The organism is Akkermansiaceae bacterium (genome assembly GCA_024233115.1).
In the GTDB taxonomy this organism is placed as follows: Bacteria; Verrucomicrobiota; Verrucomicrobiia; order Verrucomicrobiales; family Akkermansiaceae; genus Oceaniferula.
The window spans coordinates 497,294-518,586 of the sequence record JACKQB010000004.1 but is presented as its reverse complement, the minus strand read 5'-3'; the positions used below and the strand labels follow the sequence as shown (position 1 = coordinate 518,586).

Annotated in this window: 17 protein-coding genes; 15 read left to right on the top strand and 2 right to left on the bottom strand. The window is 59.2% G+C overall.

What is annotated here, in order from left to right; all coding sequences use genetic code 11:
• Positions 1–77 precede the first annotated feature (77 nt).
• The 10 genes from H7A51_13175 (at position 78) to H7A51_13130 (ending at position 14,659) form a co-directional block, all read left to right on the top strand.
• Positions 78–1,586 carry a trypsin-like peptidase domain-containing protein gene (locus H7A51_13175; protein ID MCP5537166.1) on the top strand — a complete coding sequence of 503 codons (1,509 nt, stop codon included), beginning with the start codon at positions 78–80 and terminating at the stop codon, positions 1,584–1,586.
• Positions 1,587–1,935: 349 nt separating this feature from the next.
• Positions 1,936–2,604 (top strand): PEP-CTERM sorting domain-containing protein, encoded by a 669-nt coding sequence (locus H7A51_13170; protein MCP5537165.1) that lies wholly within the window; start codon positions 1,936–1,938, stop codon positions 2,602–2,604.
• A 130-nt stretch (positions 2,605–2,734) separates the two neighbouring features.
• Complete coding sequence (locus tag H7A51_13165; GenBank protein MCP5537164.1) at positions 2,735–6,463, top strand: hypothetical protein; 3,729 nt, start codon at positions 2,735–2,737, stop codon at positions 6,461–6,463.
• Positions 6,464–6,495: 32 nt separating this feature from the next.
• Positions 6,496–7,221 (top strand): hypothetical protein, encoded by a 726-nt coding sequence (locus H7A51_13160; protein MCP5537163.1) that lies wholly within the window; start codon positions 6,496–6,498, stop codon positions 7,219–7,221.
• A gap of 89 nt (positions 7,222–7,310) precedes the next feature.
• A complete protein-coding gene (locus H7A51_13155) occupies positions 7,311–9,755 on the top strand; it encodes an NPCBM/NEW2 domain-containing protein (GenBank protein ID MCP5537162.1) in 2,445 nt (814 codons plus the stop codon).
• A gap of 149 nt (positions 9,756–9,904) precedes the next feature.
• Positions 9,905–10,693, top strand: coding sequence for a MotA/TolQ/ExbB proton channel family protein (locus H7A51_13150; GenBank protein MCP5537161.1), 789 nt, complete (start codon positions 9,905–9,907; stop codon positions 10,691–10,693).
• Positions 10,694–10,714: 21 nt separating this feature from the next.
• Complete coding sequence (locus H7A51_13145; protein MCP5537160.1) at positions 10,715–11,203, top strand: biopolymer transporter ExbD; 489 nt, start codon at positions 10,715–10,717, stop codon at positions 11,201–11,203.
• A gap of 21 nt (positions 11,204–11,224) precedes the next feature.
• The gene (locus tag H7A51_13140; GenBank protein MCP5537159.1) at positions 11,225–11,647 is read left to right on the top strand and encodes a biopolymer transporter ExbD; all 423 of its coding nucleotides are present in this window, start codon (positions 11,225–11,227) and stop codon (positions 11,645–11,647) included.
• A gap of 20 nt (positions 11,648–11,667) precedes the next feature.
• The gene (locus tag H7A51_13135; protein MCP5537158.1) at positions 11,668–13,572 is read left to right on the top strand and encodes a hypothetical protein; all 1,905 of its coding nucleotides are present in this window, start codon (positions 11,668–11,670) and stop codon (positions 13,570–13,572) included.
• A 4-nt stretch (positions 13,573–13,576) separates the two neighbouring features.
• The gene (locus H7A51_13130; protein MCP5537157.1) at positions 13,577–14,659 is read left to right on the top strand and encodes a hypothetical protein; all 1,083 of its coding nucleotides are present in this window, start codon (positions 13,577–13,579) and stop codon (positions 14,657–14,659) included.
• A gap of 18 nt (positions 14,660–14,677) precedes the next feature.
• On the opposite strand, the gene H7A51_13125 is transcribed toward H7A51_13130, so the two are convergent.
• Positions 14,678–14,851, bottom strand: a complete 174-nt coding sequence (locus H7A51_13125; GenBank protein ID MCP5537156.1) for an entericidin A/B family lipoprotein — start codon at positions 14,849–14,851, stop codon at positions 14,678–14,680.
• Between the two features lie 185 nt (positions 14,852–15,036).
• On the opposite strand from H7A51_13125, the gene rseP reads away from it, so the two are divergent.
• Positions 15,037–16,458, top strand: a complete 1,422-nt coding sequence (rseP, locus tag H7A51_13120) for an RIP metalloprotease RseP (protein ID MCP5537155.1) — start codon at positions 15,037–15,039, stop codon at positions 16,456–16,458.
• Between the two features lie 7 nt (positions 16,459–16,465).
• On the opposite strand, the gene H7A51_13115 is transcribed toward rseP, so the two are convergent.
• Positions 16,466–16,921 (bottom strand): tRNA (cytidine(34)-2'-O)-methyltransferase, encoded by a 456-nt coding sequence (locus H7A51_13115; GenBank protein ID MCP5537154.1) that lies wholly within the window; start codon positions 16,919–16,921, stop codon positions 16,466–16,468.
• A 71-nt stretch (positions 16,922–16,992) separates the two neighbouring features.
• Between H7A51_13115 and H7A51_13110 the strand changes: the two genes are divergently transcribed.
• From H7A51_13110 to H7A51_13095, 4 genes are all read left to right on the top strand, one after another.
• On the top strand, positions 16,993–17,550 hold the full coding sequence (locus H7A51_13110; protein ID MCP5537153.1) for a hypothetical protein: 558 nt from the start codon (positions 16,993–16,995) through the stop codon (positions 17,548–17,550).
• A gap of 79 nt (positions 17,551–17,629) precedes the next feature.
• Positions 17,630–18,340: an isoprenyl transferase gene (locus H7A51_13105; GenBank protein MCP5537152.1), complete on the top strand. Its 711-nt coding sequence runs from the start codon at positions 17,630–17,632 to the stop codon at positions 18,338–18,340.
• Positions 18,276–19,667, top strand: a complete 1,392-nt coding sequence (locus tag H7A51_13100; GenBank protein MCP5537151.1) for a sigma-54-dependent Fis family transcriptional regulator — start codon at positions 18,276–18,278, stop codon at positions 19,665–19,667. Before H7A51_13105 ends, H7A51_13100 begins: the two co-directional genes overlap by 65 nt.
• A gap of 193 nt (positions 19,668–19,860) precedes the next feature.
• Positions 19,861–21,105, top strand: a complete 1,245-nt coding sequence (locus H7A51_13095; protein ID MCP5537150.1) for a hypothetical protein — start codon at positions 19,861–19,863, stop codon at positions 21,103–21,105.
• The last annotated feature ends 188 nt before the right edge of the window (positions 21,106–21,293 follow it).

Sequence of the window (21,293 nt, the reverse complement as noted above, 5' to 3'; positions counted from 1 at the left end):
ATTGCCAACAGCCAACACTCCCCCGGCCGGTCCGAGGGAGTGTCTGTCCCCCCCCCTCACCCTTAGAATAAAATACCATGAATGACGGATTCCGACGCTTTCTTGTCTTGCTGGCCGTTTTTTGCATGGCCTTCCTCGCCGTCTTTGTCATCCGCAAACTGCAGAACGGCGACAGCTGGAAAGACATCCTGACAGGGCGTAGTTCCAGCAACGGTTTTGAGAGCGAGACCTACACACTCAGGGACAAACCGTCCGTCAACCTCAAGGACGTCGAAATCCTTGCCGCCATCAACAGCGAAAGCGCGGCACTCGTCCGCGCCGTGGTCCCCTCCGTCGTCAGCATCGATACCTCCGGTATCCGACAAGAACGGTTCCGCGACTTCTGGGGGCGCACCTGGGTGCAGCCCCGCGCCGTCCAGGGCCAGGGCTCCGGCGTCATCGTCACCAAAGAGGGCCACGTCCTGACCAACCACCACGTCATCCAGGGAAACCCGCGCATTCGCCTCACCCTGCATGATGGCACCGTCCACTCCGCCAAGGTCATCGGCGCCGACTCGACCGTTGATATCGCCGTGCTTAAAATCGATGACAAAGGCCCGTTCCAACCCCTCAAGTTCGGAGACTCGTCCAAGGTCGAGGTCGGCAACACGGTGTTTGCCATCGGTAGCCCCTTCGGACTCGGCACCTCGGTCACCGATGGCAAAATCTCGGCGAAAAAGCGACCGTTTTCAGATAGCCAGGTGGATCTTCTCCAGACCTCCGCGCCGATCAACCCGGGTAACTCCGGCGGGCCGCTGGTCAACATCCGCGGGGAAATCGTGGGCATCAACTCCCGTATTTACTCCACCGACAAAAAGAACCCCGGCTTCCAGGGGATCGGTTTTGCCGTGCCCTCCAATGCCGCCCTGAAAACCATGCAGGACATCCTCGCCCGCGGTCGTCCGGTCCGCGGTTTCCTGGGCATGGCCATGCAGGACCTCGATCCCTACGCCCGCAGTAAATTCAATTACCAGGAACGCGACGGGGTCCGCATCGTAGGCCTCGTCCCCGATTCCCCCGCCATCAAGGCCGGTCTGCGCAAGGACGATATCATCATCCGTTACAAGGGCGAAAAGGTCAACAGCATGCGCCGCCTGATCGCCCTGATCCAGCAGAGCAAGGTCGGCTCGGACGTCACCCTGGAAATCTGGCGCGAGGGGGCCAAACACACCCTGACCGCGAAAATCGGCGAGGCCGATGACTTCAACAAGGAAATCCTCAGCGCCGAGGAAAACGGCATCGACCCCCGCCTCGACGCCCGCACCGTGCTGTCCACCATCGGTATCTATGTCCGCGACGCCACCCCCACGGAACTCACCGCCGGCGTGCAGGGGATCATCATTTCCAGGGTCAGTGCCGAGAGCAAACTGAAGGGGCAGCTGATGATCGGCGATCACATCCTCGCCATCAACGGCAGGCGGGTGCAAAGCAGCAGCGATTTTCTGTCCAGACTCGCCGCCTCCGCCTCGGTGCAGGACACCGAGCTGCTCATCAAGCGCGGCGACCTGACATTCCGCATCACCATCTCCCGCGTGAGGACCCGGTGATGCGTTTGGCGTGCGCCGACCTGTTAGGCGTCCCATGGACTCCGGTGAAGGACGTTGTTTTAAGCAACGTTTAAGTAAACCGGTTTGCAGGTTTGTCAAAGCAATCGACCAGGAACAGGCCGTCCACGTCATGGATGCTCTGTGACCGGAGTGGATGGATTGACGTATTACCGAGCAATTTTTCAAGAATCCGCACAGACCCCGAGAAAAAAGGCGACCCCCTGCGGATATATTTGACACCAAGAGGGGCTTAATCTAGATTGGTGACTATCGAATTAGTCAAGTATGGCTTGTGAGCCAACGGATTCATTAAAATTCATCACCAACTCAAACCCCCATCCATCAAACCATGCAAAACAAACTAAACAAACTTACCATGGCCGCCGCCGCGCTGGCCTTGACTCTGGGAGCCGCCCATGCCGCCACCCTCGACCTGGGTACCCAGGTTTTCAGTACTACCCAGTCTTTGAACGATGAGTATTTCGTGGGCACCGGCGGGGATACATCAACCACCTGGACGATTAACTCGGGAGTGACCGTTACTTTTGGAGACACTTCTCTAGGCGGCATCTTCTTGGATGGTGAAACACTGACCATCTCCGGCCCCGGCACCCTTATTGGAACCATTTCCGATACTCGGGGTATTCGCTTCACCAATGGCGACAACCAGCACGGGATTGTTAACGTCACAGGCGGAGCAACAGTTGAGTTCAACGGGCTCAACGTCAGGATTTATGCGAAAAACCCCGGCAGTTGGACAGGCATGAGCGGTACTCTTAACATCGAGCAGGGCTCCTCCTTCAAGGCGGCGGGAACTTACAACAGCGGCACCGGTAAATTTACCTCATACAACACCAATGAGGTCGTGCCCATTGACGTGGCTGTTTATGGTGCGGGAACGCTTGTTGCGACGACGAATGGGGACTTCGTGACCTTCACTGTCGCAGTGCCCGAACCGTCATCCGCCGCGCTTCTCGGTCTGGGTGGTCTTGCCCTGATCTTGCGCCGTCGCAAGTAATTCCGCGAGGAAGATTTCCAAGCCCGCCCCGTGATCTGCGGCGGCGGGTTTTTTGTTATGGAACAAGGTAATCCTGGCTGTGGACGTTGATTTTTGACCGCTGAAGTAAATGTCTAACATGATCTGAGTAATGTGCTTCGTTTCCACCGACAACGTCGAGCTGCCCGTTTGTGCGTGGCGTGCCGACCCGGTGTGTCGGTCCAGCGGCCCGCGAGGTTTTGCCTTGGTTGCGACCATCTCGGTCATGGTCCTGCTGGTGCTGGTGGCGCTAGCGATGCTAGGCCTGGGCACGGTGGAGATGCGGGCATCCCGCCAGTCAAATGCCATGCAGCAGGCGCAGGCGAACGCACGTATGGCGCTGATGATCGCCATCGGCGAGCTGCAGAAACAGGCGGGGCCGGACCAGCGGGTGACGGCGACCGGGTGGATCACAGACGCGGATGCCGTCCACCGACACATGGCCGGGGTGTGGGACTCCTGGAGGCCGGACCCGTTCAATCCGCCGGCGGATTACGATGCGGAGAAAAACGGCAGGTTCAGGCGCTGGTTGGTGTCGAATGCGGATGATGCGGCGGTCAGCACGCCGTCCTTTGCCGTCGATGGCACGATAACCAACCCGGTCGGGATGTTGGGTGCGGGCACCTTGGGCGCGGAGGGGGCAACTGAAGATCACGTGAACGCGGGCAAGGTCCCGGTCGCGGGTGCCCATGCAGGCAACATGGCGTGGGTGGTGATGGACGAGGGGGTGAAGGCGCGGGTGGACCTGCCTCTTGTCAAATCCCCGGCAGACGCGTCGCTGGCGGAGAGAAGCGCGGTGCTGGGTTCGGCCGGGCGCGCCGCGCTGGAGAAAATAAATCCCGACTATAACCCTGATCCGGCGACGGCCCGACCGGGGAAAATGATCACCGTCGGCGAGATCGATTTAGACCCTAACATCAGCGGCGCGGCGTCTCCCGTGGACATGGGAAGGTTTAGTCACGATCTAACAGTATGGTCGCAGGGCGTGATGAGCAATGTGGTGGACGGTGGATTGCGCGAGGACCTGAGCCTGATGACAGGCGGTGCGACGCTACCGACCGAGTTCGCCGGGCAGAGGATTTACACCGGCCCCAACCCCGCCGCCACTCCGCCCGGGCCGATGCAGGCGTCGTGCCCGTATTGGCAGCAGATATTTGACTACGCCTCGCTCTACAAGCGGGTGCGCAGGGTGCCGGGTGCGGCCAGTGGCGACTTTCTACCCGAGATCGACGTCAGCGCGCCCGCCGGCTACGACGCTGTGCCGGGTTACCATGTGCAGGGGAAAATCTACAACCTGGCGACCGGGCAGATTGATAAAACCGTCTGGGTGCCTCATCTTGAGGCGCGTTATAACCGGTCGAATTTCCACGGCCCGACGCCCGGCGCAGCACCTGTCGAGGTGGCGAAGGAGTCGGCCGAGGGCGCAGTGCTGATGCCTGTCATCGCCAAGATCCAGATGATCTACAGTCTGGTGACGCGGGACGCCCACAACGAGTGGGGAAGGAAACACCCGGAGGACAAGCTCCGCAGGCAGACCGGCGATCCCAACCGCGACTACATGCTGCACATCGTCTACTCCCCGGTGGTCACCTTGTACAACCCGTACAACGTGGCGATGAAGTTCGACCGCTTGCGGGTTGATTTCCAGAATGTGCCGGTCGCCTTCAGGTTTTACCGCAACGGGCAGCCGCAGTCGAACGGATACCACCCCATCGTCGGCAATACCAGCAGTCACACCAAGTCGTTCCTGATGAGTCTGGATGGACGCAGCTCGCGGGACACGCCGAAACCCGTCACCCTGCTGCCGGGGGAGGTCCGGGTGTTTTCCTCGTTTTTTGAACCGAACTACTCATGGCAAAGCGAGCTGGCCCAGGGGCGCGGTGGCAACGGGACGTATTACTTCGATGTCAATGGCGACTACAATAAAATCACGCTCGACATCAAGGCGGTGCCCGGCTGGGCGGGCGAGGGTATCGGGTTTGAAACGGATTACCTGTTTCCTGTCAGTGACTCCACCCCTGCGCGCGTCGCGGAGTATTCGCACGATCCCTCGTGGAGTAACAGCCATGGTGTCATCGGTCTGCGTTGGGATGACGAGGTGAAGGTGGAGTACAAACCCGCCGCGCTGAAAAATGCAGAGGATCGGTTTATGGTGGTTGTCTCGACCGCCGATCCAGCCACCGGAGAACCCAGCCGCATCGGTGCGGTGGAGATGGATTTCGACAGCGAAGCCAAGCTGACGGCCATGTTGCCCGCCCCCGCCGGCAAGGCGTATATTTACCCGCAGCCTGGCGAGCCTCCGCTGACCTGCTCGGCGATGTATGAAAGCAACAACGAGCTGCTTGCCAACTACGCCGCCGCCCGCGCCTTCTGCGTATTCAGCGCCTACGGCAAAACCTCCTTCGGTGGGACCGCGGGAGGTGGCGAGGGGCGCTACGCCACCAAGGCGTGGTGCTTTGGAAATCCGCTCAGCGATATCAATTCCGCCGCGTTGAAAGACGAGCACGGCTCCCATCATTTTTATGAGCTGAACCTGGAGCCGATGCCGGGAAACACCATCAACCAGGTGCAGGTCAACGCGGAGAACCAGGGCAGGTTCATCACCGGACACACCGCCAACGCGGGGCTGAATTTCGGCGTCCACAGCGAGCTGCCGGTGGCGCCTGTGCAGTCGGTCGCCGGTTTGCAGAATGCGAACCTGAACGCGTCCGGCTACCTGCCGAAGTTCGATTACCCGGTGGCGAACTCGCAGGCGCATCCGCTGCTGCCTGCCGGGGCTGCCCATAGCGGCGAGATGCTCGACCACAGCTACCTGCTCAACCACCACCTCTTCGACCGGTTTTACTGCTCGACGGTGTCGGAGTATGCGGGCGGGATGTTTGATCCCGCCAACGCAAGAACGACCGCCGAGGTGTTGGAGGGTTTCCTCAACGGCGACAAACCGCTGCTGGACACCCGCTTCAGCGCCTGGACGGGTGGAAAATCGACCACGGATATTTCGGCGGATGTGCATGCGGCAGACGGATACAAAAAAATAGCCGCCTACCAGATGCTGCGGGGTGAGTGGAACGTGAACTCGGTTTCCAAGGAGGCGTGGAAGGCGGTGTTGGGGGGGCTGCACCACAGCGACTTTCCCGTTTATGATGCACTGACGAATTCCCTGGTCGCAAAATCCGCCGCCACCAACCCGGTGAGCCGCTTCCGGCTTCCTAACAGCCTGGGTGAGGCCGACGACGACCCCCTGCTTGCACGCCACCGCCACTGGAACGGCTACCGCGAGCTCGACGAGGATGAGCTTGATGAACTGGCGACGGAGATTGTCAGCGAGGTGCGTAAACGCGGACCGTTTTTGTCGCTGGCGGAGTTTGTCAACCGGAGGCTCAGTGGGCCGGACGAACTGACCTTGTCCGGCGCGCTGCAAGCGGCGATCGACAGGACCGATATCAACGCCGCGCTGAGTGGCGACGGCGTGAGAATCGGCGCGGGCGGCATTGATGTGAGTGGTTACGAATACGCCAATGTGAAGGCCGCGGAAGGCCACTCCACCCAGGCCGCGCCCGGTGGTGTCAGCCAGGGGCATCTGATGAATCTCCTGGGAAACACGGCCACGGTGAGGTCTAACACATTTACCGTGCGGGCCTACGGAGAGTCTGTGGATGCCGTCGGCAAAGTGCTCGCGCGCGCCTGGTGCGAGGCGGTGGTCCAGCGGGTGCCCGACTACCTCGACAGCGCCGATGCGAACGAAACGGGCACAGCCGCACTGACCAGCCCGGCCAACAAAATCCACGGCCGCCGCCTGCGCATGGTGAGCTTCCGCTGGCTCACCCGGGGCGGGGTGTAGTGCTGTGAAAAACAACGAACCACATTAAAATCATGAACCATTTTACTTTAAGAATAATGATCGGAGCCTTGGCGATGGTCGGCTGTCTGCCGGTCGCGGCGCAGACGGAGCGGTTGGTGAAGGCGCGCACGCTGTGTTTTGAGCGTGTCGCCGACAGCCCGGACATCCACGTACTCGGCGAGAAGGACGCGTATCAGATCCTGATGCCGGTGGAGGCGTTCAGCAACAGCTTCCCGTGTACCCTGCTCGACGGAGAGGCAGTGTTTTACAAAAAGGAGGGTCTGGATGCCGGGGGCGAGCCGAAGAAGGTGGTGGTGGCGCGTGCCAGGGTGGCGGACGAGCTGAAGGAGGTGCTGTTTTACTTCGTTCCGAGCGGGAAAAAAAACGGGTTGCTCTACGATGTGAGGGTGCTGAATGATGATTTGAAATCGTTCCCGCTGGGCTCTTCCCGGGTGTTGAACATGAGTGGCACGGAGGTGGCCTTCCAGCTCGGCGAGCATGTGCGGAAAATAAGCCCGGGTAAGTATGCGCAGGTTGGCGATGTGACAAAACGCACCGAACTCAACATGGCGCCGGTGGTGTTTAAAATGCTTTCCAACCAGGGCCACTGGCGGACCGTGGCGGAGACCAAGGTGCGTTTTACCCTGAGAACCCGCTTGTTCATCGTAAGCTACGTCCACGCCGAAACCAGGCAGCCCCTGCTCAAGGTTTACAAGGACATGCCGCCGCGCAAGGAGCCGGTCCGTACCGACCCGTGAGGGGAACACGCGCCGACCGGGCACACGGGAATTTTTTGACCCATGCCATCCACTTTAATATGATCTGAACCCAAAACTAACGACACGAAGTGAACAAATACCTGAGCACCCTAACATTAGCTGCAATCCTCTCCGGAATGACCACGATTAACGCAAAAGACGTCTGGCTCGACGAACTCGACCTGTCCGCCATGAGTTCCGGGTACGCAAAACCACAGGCGAAAAAATCCCTGGACGGCAGACCCATCAGCATCAATAAAAAAATCCATCTGCGCGGCGTCGGCACCCATGCCGATAGCCGCATGGTGATTAAGCTCGACGGCAAGGCCCGCGGGTTTCATGCCGTCGTCGGGGTGGACGATGAAGCCAACCTCAGCGCCACCGTACGCTTCACGGTGATCGCCGATGGCGAGATGCTTTTTGACAGCGGGGTGTTGAGGTTGTTCCAATCCAAAACCGTCGATGTCGATCTAACGGGTAAAAAATTTCTCACCCTCGTCATCGACGGGGGAGGTGACGGCATCACCGCCGACCACGCCGACTGGGCGGACGCCCGCATCAGCTACGACGGTGAAAAACCCGCCGCATACCTGTCCAAAACGCGGTGGACGATCGAGGGCGACGGCTCCATCCGCTGGACGATCAAGAACGACCCCCTCGCTCTCGGACACCACGATCACATCGAAATGAGTGGCCGCTACATCTCCATGATCGTCCGTTATGGCATCGAACCCGACGGCAGCCTGAAGCTGGGCCGTCACCTGGTCTGGCCGATGTTACGCATCCTGCCCAACGACACCCACGGGAATCTGGCCCGCGACTTCGAGGGTGCCCTGCTTCCGGAGATCCGGGTGGACGGGCAGCCGCTGGGGAGGGAGCGACCGATCAGCGTCACCCACCGCGGGCTGATGGGTATCCGCAGCGAGGTGGGCGATGGTCTTGTACTCACACGCGTCCTGTTTCCATGTATGCAGAAACCAGCCGCCGTTGAGCGCTTTACCATGGAGAATGTCGGGGACACTGCGCGGCAGGTTTCCCTCAAGGGTTTCAAAAATGAACACCGCACCGAAGCCGACAAGGGGGTGGACGGCGCCTATGTGATGACCAGCGAATCGACCGGCGACACCGAGGTGAAGCTGGCACCGGGAAAGTCGTTGCATTTTTCCGTCGTCCACAGTGCCCGCCGCGCATCCGCCCAGCCGCTCCGGCTTGACGCGGCGGAGGAGCTGCAAACGCGAGCCGACTACATCGCCGGCCTGGATCGCAGGTTGGAGTTCGAGTGTCCCGATCCTGTGTTGAACCGCACCTACGCCTTTGCAAAAATCCGCGCCGCGGAAAGCATTTACAAAACCAAGGGCGGCCTGATGCACGGCCCCGGCGGCGGTCGCTACTACGCCGCCATCTGGGCCAACGACCAGGCGGAGTATGTGAACCCGCTCTTTGCCTACCTGGGCGACCCCGACGGACGGGAGTCGGCCGAGAACGCGTTCCGGCATTTTGCCCGCTTCATGAATGACGAGTGGAAACCGATTCCGTCGTCGATCGTCGCCGAGGGTGACTCCATCTGGAACGGGGTGGGGGACCGTGGTGACGCGGCGATGATCGCCTACGGAGCCACGCGATACGCCCTTGCCAAAGGTGACAAAGACACCGCGGAGAAACTCTGGCCGCTGATCGAGTGGTGCCTGGAATTCTGCCGCAGGAAAACCAATGCGAACGGTGTCGTGGAGTCCGATTGTGATGAGCTGGAGCATCGTTTCCCCGCCGGCAAGGCCAATCTCTGCACCTCCAGCCTCGCCTATGACGCCCTAGTGTCCGCCGCCGCGCTGGGTCGTGATCTCGGTAAACCTGAAACGCAAATCAAACGATATCAGCAGGAGGCCGAGGCACTGCGCAAGGCGATCGAATCCCACTTCGGCGCCAACGTGGAGGGTTTCGAGACCTACCGCTACTACGAGGGCAACGAGGTGCTGCGCGCCTGGATTTGCATCCCCCTAACAGTTGGCATCAACGACCGCAGGGAGGGAACGATCAAGGCGCTCTTTTCCGAACGACTCTGGACGGATGACGGTCTTGCCACGGAAGCGGGTAAAAACACCTTCTGGGACCGCTCCACGCTCTACGGCTTGCGCGGCGTGTTCGCGACGGGTGAAACGGCCAAGGGGATCGAGTATCTCAAAAAATATTCCACGCGACGATTGTTAGGCGACCATGTCCCGTATGCGGTGGAGGCATACCCCGAGGGCAACCAGCGCCACCTTTCCGCCGAGAGCGGCCTCTACATCCGCCTGGTGGTCGAGGGCATGTTTGGGTTTCACCCCACGGGATTGCGCTCGTTCACCTGCCAGCCGCGTTTGCCGGAAGGCTGGCCATCGATGGAGCTGCGTAACATCGATGCATTCGGCACATCCATCGACATCAAGGTCACCGCCAAGGGGGCGGGAAAACACATCCTTGTGAAAGCCGGCGGCAAGACGGTCGTTTCCAGACCCTATGATGAGAAAGCACCCGTCCAAATCAACCTTATCCGATAAAATTGCCGACCGAATATGCCAATACCTGACTCTGGAATATGGAATAAGACCAAGCCCGATTTATCGTCTCGCACGATGAAACTTACCTGCCCATAAAGTGGTATATCATATCCGATATCCTTCACACAACCAGCCTACAAACACCATCTATGAAACACGTCCGCACCTCTCTCGTCCCCGCCACTTTGCTGCTGCTCACCTCGCTTTATGCCCACGCGTCTGATGCGGAGGCCCCGATCAGTGTGGAAATCAACTGGATGGATGAACTCCAGAAAGGTGGTCTAACAGGCATTGCGCTGATTGTTCTCGCCATTGCCGCCGTGGGTTTCACCATCGAGCGACTGTTGAACCTGCGCGCCAACCTGATCGTTTCCAAACCCCTGATGAAGGAGATCGCCCCGCTTGGAAAAGGCCACTACTTCGGCGAAATCCGCGACCGCTGCGCCAAGTCACCGTCGGTGCTTTCCAAGGTGGTCACCTACATCGTCAACCACCGCGGCAACGATCCCGAACTCTACATGGCAGGCGCCGCCGACATCGGCGCGCGTGAAATCGACAAACACCGCCGCAAGCTCGCACCCATCGGCATTATCGCCTCGCTCGCCCCGCTGCTCGGACTGCTCGGCACCATGATCGGAATGATCGAGGCCTTCGCCAAGTTTGCCCTGATCGAGGACAGCTCCGAGGCCTCCGTTGTGCTGGCCGACTCCATCGGCAAGGCACTGATCACCACCGCCATGGGCCTGGTCATCGCCATCCCCACCCTTGTCATCTATCACTACCTGCGCACCCGGCTGAACCGCTACTCCGAGGACCTGGAGGAGGCCGTTGAATCGCTTGCCAGCACCTGGTTCTTCCAGACCAGCGGGTTTACCAAGGACACCGAGCCGGAACAGCCCGTCAAGGAGCTGACGGACGAATCCACCGCATCCGTCTGATTCTTCTAACAACAAGATCCGATGAGACGCCGCCATCGCCGCCGTAAAAGCCTCCGGGAGGAAGAGCCAGAGGTCAGCATGTCCCCGCTGATCGACTGCGTGTTTCTGCTGCTGATCTTCTTTCTGGCCACCACCATGCTGAAGAAAAAGGAGAAGCAAATCCCCATCAGCATGCCGGACATGAACCTGAGTTCCGCCAAGGAGGCGACTCCCGAGATCCAGGTGATCGCCATGGGCCCCAGTGGTCGATTCTACACCCTGGGTAGCCGCCAGACCGACATCGGGCGCGTGACCTATCACCCGATCCAGGAAAAACTGCCCGAGTACCTGGGCAAGCTCAGCGCGTCCCAGCCGTCAAGCGACCCCCTCAGGCTGGATGTTCCCCGCGACACGCGTTTCGCCCTGATCGTGGAGCTGCTGGACCTTTTCCAGGAAAACAATTTCACCAACGTCAGCCTCCGCCTCCTCGACGAACAGTCGTCCAGGAGAATGCGCATGCAAGGCCAGTAACCTCCATCCCCATCCATTACCATGCGACTATCCGACCAAGACGATGAGGGCTTTGAGGTCTCCTTGTCACCACTCATTGATTGCGTTTTCCTGCTGTTGATTTTCTTTTTGCTAACCACCATGTTAAAAAAAGACAACCGGGACATCGCCATCAACCTGCCCAGCTCCACCTCCGCGCTGGAGCTTCCCGCCGATGATAAAAACACGGTCATCGGCCTGAACGCCGTCGGGGAAGTCCACGTCAACGGTGCGCCCTCCGATCTCAACGAACTCCGTATCACCCTGAAGGACCTCTACGTCACCAACGGCCCGGACCACCAGATTCGACTGGACGCCGACACAGACTGCCCCGCCTTCCGCGTTGTGGAGGTGCTCGACCTCTGCCAGTTTGTCGGATTTCACAATCTTGCTGTCAGGACCTACGATGAATTTTACAACCGCTAACAAGTAAGGCTAACTGAATTATGATACTCGATTCCATCGACCGCGCCCTCGAGGCCATTTACGCACGCCGCCGTCGGCTTGCCGTGTTTCTCTGCCTGCTGCTTGTCGGCTCCGCCGCCATCACCCTGAGCATTTATCCCGACCTGCTCAGCAGCATGCTGAAAGTATCGAAGCAGACGCAATCGGACGAGAGCAAGGCGGACAAAGCGAAAAAGAAGAAGAAAGTCACCGAGAAAAAACGCCGCCCGATGCCCAAGGAGCTGAAGGACCAGGTGGTGAAGAAAAAGAAAGACCAACTGCGCAAGCGTATGCTCAGGGAGATTGAGCGGATGAAGCGCCAGGTCGCCGAGATGGAGCGCATGGAGCGGGAGCGGATGGAGGAACTTAACAAGCTCCGCGACCCGAAGCAGGACATGATCGACCGCATCAATGAGATCGCCAGGATCGTCAAGGAAAAGGCCCACACCTTCAATAACAAGGACGACAGGAAAGAGGTCGATGACCTCGACAGGGAGGCGAGCGAACTGGCCAGGGAGATCGAGGAGGAGCTGAAGAAGACGGCGGAGGAAAAATCCCCCAAGGACCCCGGGGGCAAACCCGCCAACGAGGACAAGCTGAAGGAATTGGCCAACAAGGCGGACGACATTTCCAAACGACTGGACGAAGCGTCGAAAAATGCCGCCGAGGGTGAGCCCAAGGAGGACTCGGAGCAGGCGTCCGCCGCCGCCAAGGACGTCGCCGACGACTTGAAAAAACTCGCGGAGAACGACCTGAGGGAGATGACCGAAGGCCTGGCCGACAGTGAGACCAACCCGATGCGCTCGGAGCCCCGGCCGCTATCCGAACTGACTGTGAAGGAGCTGCACGACCTCGCCCAGGACCTCGCGGCGCAGGCCAACGACCTGTATGCCGACATCAAGGCTGCCGAAAAAGCCAAGAAGGATGACCTCTCGTTCAACGACTCGCTGGCCAGCCAGAAAAACCCGGACTATCAGAAAAACAAACTCGACGGCAAAACACCCTCCACCCCGAAGTCGCCCGACTCAAAAAACTCGGCGGAAAACCCCGAGGGGGAATCGCTGGACGACTTTGCCAATTTCACCAAGGACGCCATGAAGGGCATCCAGCAGGCGGCGCGGAGCATCAACCGGCACCAGCGGCTCACCGATCCTAACATGCGCGCCGCCGCTCTCGCCGCCGCCATGGGATCAGGGCAAGGCGGTCAGGGCCGGGGTCAGGGAACAGGCCTAAGCAAGAGGGGTGAAGGTTACGGCAACAAAATCAAGAGCGGCCCGGACGATCCGCTGCGGCTTGAATCGGGAGGCACGTTCGACCAGACCGGCATGAAATGGAAAGAGGCCCTGGCCGCGTCCAAGTATCATTTTTCCCACGATCAACTTCGCCAAATCCTGCCGGCCCGCCGCTTTTCCAAGGAAAGCCTGCGCAAGGGGTGGTTCTACATCGACTCCTGGTATCTCATCGGCCCGTGGAAGGCACCCTGGGCCGACGGCCGGGTCGATTACCGCGTCTCCTTCCCCCCGGAACGGGAAATCGACCTGGAGGCCAACTACGGCATCGGCCAGGACGGCAAACCGCTCACCTGGAAGTTCAAGCAGTTCGACAGCGTGCTCATGGCCATGGACCCGCAGTGGCGCGACTCCGCCTATTTCCTCTACACCGAGCTCTACTTCGAGGAGGATACCGACATGGTGCTGGCCATCGCCGCCGACGACACCGCCAAGGTCTGGGTGAACGACCAGGTGGCCATCGAGGAGGACACGATGTCGGACTGGGCACTGAACGAAAGTTTCAAGAAGGTCCGTTTTCACCGCGGGTTTAACAAAATCCTGGTGCGCCAGCAAAACGGCCCCGGCGAGTCGGACCTCTCGGTGATCATCTGCGCCGAGGAAATCATTACCAAATAGTTCCATGCGATTGTATCTCTTCTCAAACTGGCTGGTCGCCGCCCTTGTCCTGTCGTTTCTATCAGGATGTGGAAAAAATGACGACTCTGCGGGTGACGATTCCGCGCAAGCCAAGCCGCCGCTCAAGGCCGAGGACCAGGAAAACGACAGGAAGGCGCGGCGCGATCGCCTGCGCCGCGACAAGGAGCTCTACCTCGCCCGGCTTCAGGGCTCGGCCCGGGATTACGGTGCCAAACAATCGGCTCCCGAGGTCGAGAAGAACCTCAAGGTTTTCAAATACCGATATGAAGGCTACGTCCGGGAAGTCTACACCCCCGCCCTCCGGTCACTGGGGCTGACGCGCAACCCGTTTCCCGCCTCAATCGCACCCATCGACCCGAGTCTCAAGCAGCTGGGGGTGAATTTCTACACCGACGGCAGCTATGCCATTCCACGGGACCGCCAAGCCGGGGTGCCGGCGCTGCAGCAGGCGCAGTGGAACAACCTCAGCCACTCCCAGACACGCGCCCCGCAGGACGACACACTCAAGGGCAGCGCCACCAACCTGCACCTGGCCAGCGGCCAACCCGCAGCCGGACTGGAGCTGAGCTGGCAGGCCAACGAACTCACCAACGACAGGAACAACCCCCAAGCCGATGCGCCGGGCACCCTGCTGCTGATGAGCAGTTGTCTGGAGGGTGAGGATGTGGCGTTCACCCTCAAGGGCCTTGATCAGGCCGGCTTCCGCCGCTACGACCTCGTCATCTACCTCGAATACGCCCTTGACGAGCTCCAGCAGGACGGTGCCCAGCAGCCGGTCAGCCGGGTTGACCTGTGGGAGTCCGCGGAGAAAAAATCCCTGATTGCCTCCGACCTGGCAAGTGCCGTGAAGGTGGGCGGAAATGCGTATCCCGGACAAGTCCGGTCGTACACCCGGCAGCAGTACGACGATAGAAAGCTGCTGTGCTCCAACACCGGCAAGCCCGGGCAGTACGTCTATTTTGCCAACCTGACCGCAGCGAGCCTCTATTTCGAGTACGCACCTCCGGCATTTGGAAAAGTCAAACAATTCCGCCTTGCCGGATTGCAGGTCATCGAGCGGCCATAATGCCAGACGGTCCGGAAACTACTGGGCCGGCTGCGGTGCCGGGACCGCTTCCTGCACCGGTGGTGGTGCCGTGGCGGACTTCTTGTAAGCTGTGTTCTGCATACCCGAACCGAGGCTCTGGATGTCCTTACCCATACCGATAAAGGTGTTGCATGAGCTCATTGCAAGAGTTCCGGCGGCCAGAGGAATCAAATAGAAGGTTTTTTTCATACACAGGTCGATTAACCCATCCGGCCGATTTTGCAACCCGGAATTCTGCCATCCGGCGGATCAACAATCCCGAGCTTGCCAGTGGCTGGTTTTCCATTACATTGCCCACCACTCTAAGAACACGCACAGCCACCCCCGCAGCCACCCTTACCCCTACCTACCGAGACATGTCTTTTTTAATGCCCCTCTTTGTTATCTTCGTTGTCATCGTTATTTTCAACGTCATCATCTTTGTTCACGAACTCGGACACTTCCTCGCCGCCCGCTGGAGGGGGCTCGAGGTGGAACGTTTCCAAATCTGGTTCGGCAAGCCGATCTGGAAAAAAACCTACAACGGGGTGCAATACGGCCTCGGCTGGATCCCGTTCGGCGGCTTTGTCGCCCTGCCCCAGATGGTCACCATGGAAAAAATCGAGGGCGACAACATGACCGACAAGCCGCTGCCCCCGGCGAAACCCATCGATAAGATCATCGTCGCCTTCGCCGGCCCGCTGTTCTCCTTTCTGCTCGCCGTCCTCACCGCTTTTGCGGTCTGGGGGGTTGGCAAGCCCAGCTACAAGCTCAACAGCACCACGGTGGGTTATATCGATAAAGACAAACCCGCCGCCGAGGCAAAACCCGCCTTCCAGGAGGGTGACAAAATCATCGCGGTCAACGGCGTCCCCGTCGACCGCTGGCGTGGTGACACCGATACCGGCGTCAGTGAAAACATCATGCTCAGCGAGGGGAAAACCATCGAGTTCACCGTCGAGCGCGCAGGCTCCCCGGAGCCTATCGTTGTCAAATCAGGTTACCACATCCCGCCCACCAAGTGGTGGGAGCGGCGTGCGATGCGCCAGGTTGGCATCATGATGGGCTTCCGCACACTCGTCGGCGAGGTCATAGAAAACAGCCCCGCCGCCGAGGCCGGCATCCAGAAGGAGGATGAGATTCTAACCGTCAACGGCAAAAAAGCCCTCACCTACCAGCACGTCGTCGATGCCGAACTCTCGGGGGAGCCCACCACAGTTGTCGTTCTGAGAAAGGGCAAGGAGATGACCTTTACCCTCACCGCCCGCCAACCGGTGTCGCCGAAAGATGCCAAAGCGAGCTTTGGTATCCTCCCCGGCCCCGACCCCACCCTGGTGACATCCACCATCGAATACCCCACGCCGACCGAGCAGATCAAACACAGCGCGGGTATCATGTACACCACCATCACCAAGGTGATTTCAAGTGATTCGGATGTCGGCGTCCAACACCTCGCCGGCCCCATTGGGATCGGCAAAGGCTATTACCAGATGTTGACCTCTCCGGATGGCTGGAAGCTCGCCCTCAGCTTTACCGTGCTGTTCAACATCAACCTCGCCATCCTCAACATGCTGCCGTTCCCGGTCCTCGACGGTGGACATATCACGCTTTCCATCCTGGAAATCATCGCCCGCCGCCCTGTGCAACCGAGGGTCCTGGAGTTCGTCCAGACGGCTTTTGTGCTGATGATCTTCGGCCTGTTCATCTTTATCACCTCCAAGGACGTCGGCTCGTTTTTCGGTAGCGATGAGGCTTCCAAGAAGCCTGTGTTTGAAAAAATGGTTGCGCCAGGCGATTAACTGGGCATCACACCGCCAGCTGCCTAACAGCTTCATAAAGCACGATGCCGACGGATGTGGATAGGTTCAAGCTTCGAGTCGAGCCTTGTTTCATCGGGATGGTCAGACACTGGTCGGGATGCCGTGCTAACAGACTCTCCGGCAGCCCCTTGGTTTCCGAACCAAATACAAGGTAGTCGCCGTCCTCAAACCTCACCTGCCAGTGCGGCTGGGTGGTTTTGGTGGTCAGGAAATAGACCCCGGCGCCTGCCTCCACCGAGTCGGTAAACGCGGCCCAGTTTTCCCACACCACCACATCGACATCCTTCCAGTAGTCGAGCCCAACCCGTTTGACCTGCCGGTCGTCGAGCGAAAACCCGAGAGGTTTGACCAGATGCAGCCTGGTGCCCGTGGCCAGGCACAGACGTCCCGCCGCCCCGGTATTATGCGGGATTTCAGGAGCCACCAGAACAACGTTGAGCATGGCCCATGGCATAACCCATTCACTTCAAACTTGAAACTTCAAACTTGAAGCGACAGAGTGGAATTAAACCAATGAAACGTATTCTCACCGCTACACTCGCCGGCGCCGTTGCTGCCTTTGCCTGGGGTTTTGTTTCCTGGGTTTTACTGCCCTGGCACCAGATGGCTGACTTCAAGGACGATGCCGCCGTCGCCAAAGTGATCACGGAAAACGCGCCCGCCCACGGCCTCTATGTCCTGCCCAAACAGGTGGATGGCAAACCCGACCCCAAAGCCATCACCGACGGCCCCTTTGTCTATGCCGTCGTTCGGCCGGGTAAGCTGGCCGCCCCTTGGAGTGAAACCACGGCCCTGATCGGCTCGTTCTGCATCCAGCTCGCAGGGGCGTTGATTATCACAATCGCCATTCATAGGATACGCGCCACCCGCTACATCTCCCGGGCCAGCGTCGGACCGGCCATGGGCCTGTTTGCCGGTACCACCGTAGCCCTGCCGACCTGGAACTGGTTTGAACTCCCTGATACCCATACCCTTGCCCAGGTGCTCGACCCGTTGATCGCATGGACCATTGCCGGACTGATCATTGCCTCGATGATCAAACCACCGAAACGGCGCAGAATTTTTTCCTGACAAATCAAATCGCTGCCACCCTCTGGACTTGCACCCTCGCCAAAGTGGCTACAGAATGTCGCTGTAATTTATCTCAGGCATGCAAGCTACCAATGACAGACCAAGTCATATTGCCATCATCATGGATGGCAATGGACGCTGGGCAAACGCGCGGGGTCTTCCCCGGGCCGAGGGTCATCGCGCAGGCGCGGAAGCCGTCCGTGAAGCCGTGGAAACCTGCCGTCAGCTCGGCGTCGATTACCTGACCCTGTACGCCTTTTCCTCAGAAAACTGGAGTCGACCCAAAAAGGAGGTCGATGCGCTGATGAAGCTCTTGGAGCGGTTTCTACGCGAAAAGCTTCCCGAGTTACTCAAACAGAATGTCCGCTTCCACACCATCGGCCGACACGACAAGCTGCCCGCCAAGTGCCGCAAGCAGATTGAAAACGCCATCGAGCACACCAAAAACAACACCGGCCTCAACCTGATCCTGGCGCTTTCCTATGGCTCGCGGGAGGAAATCACCCATGCCGCGCGGACCCTTGCCACCAAGGCCGCCAAGGGCGAGATTGATCCTGCCGATATCACCAAAGAGCTTTTCGCCAAGCATCTCTATACCTCCGAATTCCCAGACCCTGACCTTCTCATCCGCACGTCCGGAGAACTCCGTATCTCTAACTTCCTTCTCTGGCAGATATCTTATGCGGAAATTGTCATCAGTCAGAAAAACTGGCCCGATTTCCGTAATGCCGATCTGCGTGAAGCCGTCGAGGAATACGCCCGGCGTCATCGACGCTTTGGCACGGTCTGACATCATCCATTTCCCCGTGCCTACCAACACCGCAGACCAAACGATTCTTCTGGTCGATTCCGATATTGATTATCTGGAATGGGCGACCAAGCACCTTGCTGCCAGGGGCCTGCGTATTCTGCGCTGCGACCATGCGGAAAAGGCGGCCAAGGTTTGTGACACCACCGCCGTGGACCTGGTCATCGCCGACCTGTCGTTACAACCCTTCGATGGCCTGGTGCTGCTGCGCCGGATCCGCGCCGCCCACCCTGGCGTGCTGGTCATCCTGACGGACGGTTTTCCCACCACCGCCCAGGTGATTGAAGCCACCCAGCAGGGGGCGCTGGATATCCTGAAAAAGGAATCCCTCACCTTCGAGTTGCGGCCCGTCGTTGAAAGCGCGTTGCAAGCCCTCGAACAACGCCGGACGGCGGGAGCGACCAACACCTCGGCACCCAATGCCGATGGCAAGGTCAAGATCATCGGTAACTCGCGCGCCCTGCAGGACGTCTTTAAAATTGTCGGCCGCGTCGCACGCACGGATGCCCCGGTGCTGGTCTCGGGTGAGAGCGGCACAGGAAAGGAGCTCGTTGCCAACGCGGTGCACGAATACTCACCCCGGGCCAAAAACAAGGTCATCGCCATCAACTGCGGCGCCATCCCCGAAAACCTGCTGGAGAGCGAACTCTTCGGTCACGAAAAAGGTGCCTTCACCGGCGCCATCAACCGGCGCGCCGGACTCTTTGAGCAATGCGACGGCGGCACCCTCTTTCTCGATGAAATAGGCGACATGCCCACACCCGTCCAGGTCAAGCTGCTGCGCGTGCTCCAGGACGGCACCTTCACCCGCGTCGGCGGGCAGGACTTGCAGAAATCCGATGTCCGGATCGTCGCCGCCACTAACAAAAACCTGTCCGAAGAGGTAGCGAAGGGAAATTTCCGCGAGGATCTGTTTTACCGGCTCAACGTTGTCGAGATTCATTTGCCGCCATTGCGGGCACGGACCGATGACATCCCGCTGTTAGCCGATTATTTCCTGCGCCTCACCGTCAAACGCAACGGCATCCCGCCACTCCGGCTCAGCGCCGAGGCCATGGACCACCTCAAGAACCACAGCTGGCCCGGCAACGTCAGGGAGCTGGAAAACACCATCGCCCGCGCCTGCGCCCTGGCCAATAGCGATGTCCTGCTTCCATCCGATATCGAGTTCACCCGCACATTTTCCTCGAACCTCGCGGACGACGAAGCCACGGACAGGGCCTTGAAACACCTCTTAAGCGTCGTGCCGAAGGGGCAGAAGCGGGTCAAATGGATCACCGACCGACTCGCCAAGCTCGAAGAGGCGTGAGGTGCTGGGCCAGCCCATTTTTTTGACAAATAATGTCAGGATTGCCCCCTGGCCGACATATATAGTATACCCGCTTGTCGGCCCCCCCGGGAAACCACCGTGTATATTTTTAGCTTGCGCAGGTTTCAAAAGCAATTATGGTAGTTGCGTATCTAGTAGATACATTGCATCTACCGTTTTCATTTCAGGCACCATGATTAACTCCCACAAATCTGCACGAGGCTTTGCGTTGATCGCCACCATCTCCGTGATGGTGCTTCTGGTGATGATCGCCTTGGCGATGCTCACCCTGTCGGCTATCGAAGCGCGCTCGTCTGGTGGTGACGACCAACAAGCCATCGCGCGAGCCAACGCACGTATGGCACTGATGCTCGCCATCGGTGAATTGCAAAAACACGCGGGCGCAGACCGACGGGTCACAGCTGAGGCATCTATCCTGGAGGACCCTGACGGAGCCACCACTCTGGCTAACAGACACTGGCTCGGGGTATGGCGGACCGACGGGTTAAAGGCGGAGTCCGTGGCAATTTCCCAACCATTGATCTACCGCAGCAAGGAAACCACAGGCTCATTTGCAAGTTCCTTGAAAGACAGGCGGGCCGATGGCACCTACCAGCCTGAAGCCGAGGTGCTCGACTGGCTGGTCAGCCATCCCGGGGCAGCATCCACGGTGGACCCCACACTTCCCCTTGCCAGTAACCAGCGTATCACCCTCGTTGGCGACAATTCCGTGGCGCAGACGACCGAACAAGTCCACGCCGGCAAGATCAATGTGATCCGCAACGGCAACCACGCCGGCAACCTGGCCTGGTGGGTGGGCGATGAAAACCTCAAATCCCGCTTTGATCTCGCGGAGCCTGATGCCGCCAACCTGGTGAACTCTAACATACCCGCCCAGAACAGTCCGAGTATTGTCTCCGAATACGGTGGCTACGAAACGCTCGATGCTGAAACCATTCCCAAGCTCATTACCCGCAGCAACGCGGACCTCTCCGGTCTGATGCCGGTTGCGGCTGCCCAAACGGCACGGCGCAAGTACTTCCACGACTTCACTTTTTCATCCCGCTCACTGCTCGTGGACACGCAGAATGGCGGGCTGCGCAAGGATTTGACCTCCTTTATCAATCAGGGAAGCGCACCCGACCTGCTGACCCATAAGGGGCTGACAGCTGATACCCCGATCCTGGATGCCACCAACCTCAAGGATATTTCCCCCAAGTTCGGTTTGATCCAAAAATGGGCCACCGCCGTGACCGGCTCCACCGCCTCGCGCGGGATAACGCCCATGGCCCCGAAAGGTATCAACGGAGGCTTTACCTGGGGGTGGAACACGAACTTCAACTACCCCTGCAACGCAATCAACCTTGCCAAGCAAGACACCCCCGCCATTCACCCGATCATGATCGACGCGGGCATTTCGTACGGCGCGTCACTGTAAAAGATAGGTGCCTCCAGTGGAGGGATAGGCACATACCGGATCAATATCCACTACTTCCCCCGTGTGGTGTTATGGAACCCGTATAATATCAAAATCGAGGCTGCCAAGTATGCCGTGAATATCAGTATGCCGCACACCTTTCAGGTCCGCCTGTTGATACCGGGAGAGCCCTCAAGGAATATCGGTTA

What these genes read in the sequence shown, in the direction of transcription:
- H7A51_13145 (MCP5537160.1), top strand. Translation starts at nt 10,715, where the DNA reads ATGAGACGCCGCCATCGCCGCCGTAAAAGCCTCCGGGAGGAAGAGCCA.
- H7A51_13135 (MCP5537158.1), top strand. Translation starts at nt 11,668, where the DNA reads ATGATACTCGATTCCATCGACCGCGCCCTCGAGGCCATTTACGCACGC.
- H7A51_13175 (MCP5537166.1), top strand. Translation starts at nt 78, where the DNA reads ATGAATGACGGATTCCGACGCTTTCTTGTCTTGCTGGCCGTTTTTTGC.
- H7A51_13130 (MCP5537157.1), top strand. Translation starts at nt 13,577, where the DNA reads ATGCGATTGTATCTCTTCTCAAACTGGCTGGTCGCCGCCCTTGTCCTG.
- H7A51_13140 (MCP5537159.1), top strand. Translation starts at nt 11,225, where the DNA reads ATGCGACTATCCGACCAAGACGATGAGGGCTTTGAGGTCTCCTTGTCA.
- H7A51_13170 (MCP5537165.1), top strand. Translation starts at nt 1,936, where the DNA reads ATGCAAAACAAACTAAACAAACTTACCATGGCCGCCGCCGCGCTGGCC.
- H7A51_13165 (MCP5537164.1), top strand. Translation starts at nt 2,735, where the DNA reads ATGTGCTTCGTTTCCACCGACAACGTCGAGCTGCCCGTTTGTGCGTGG.
- H7A51_13115 (MCP5537154.1), bottom strand. Translation starts at nt 16,921, where the DNA reads ATGCTCAACGTTGTTCTGGTGGCTCCTGAAATCCCGCATAATACCGGG.
- H7A51_13105 (MCP5537152.1), top strand. Translation starts at nt 17,630, where the DNA reads ATGCAAGCTACCAATGACAGACCAAGTCATATTGCCATCATCATGGAT.
- H7A51_13150 (MCP5537161.1), top strand. Translation starts at nt 9,905, where the DNA reads ATGAAACACGTCCGCACCTCTCTCGTCCCCGCCACTTTGCTGCTGCTC.
- H7A51_13095 (MCP5537150.1), top strand. Translation starts at nt 19,861, where the DNA reads ATGATTAACTCCCACAAATCTGCACGAGGCTTTGCGTTGATCGCCACC.
- H7A51_13110 (MCP5537153.1), top strand. Translation starts at nt 16,993, where the DNA reads ATGAAACGTATTCTCACCGCTACACTCGCCGGCGCCGTTGCTGCCTTT.
- rseP (MCP5537155.1), top strand. Translation starts at nt 15,037, where the DNA reads ATGTCTTTTTTAATGCCCCTCTTTGTTATCTTCGTTGTCATCGTTATT.
- H7A51_13160 (MCP5537163.1), top strand. Translation starts at nt 6,496, where the DNA reads ATGAACCATTTTACTTTAAGAATAATGATCGGAGCCTTGGCGATGGTC.
- H7A51_13100 (MCP5537151.1), top strand. Translation starts at nt 18,276, where the DNA reads ATGCCGATCTGCGTGAAGCCGTCGAGGAATACGCCCGGCGTCATCGAC.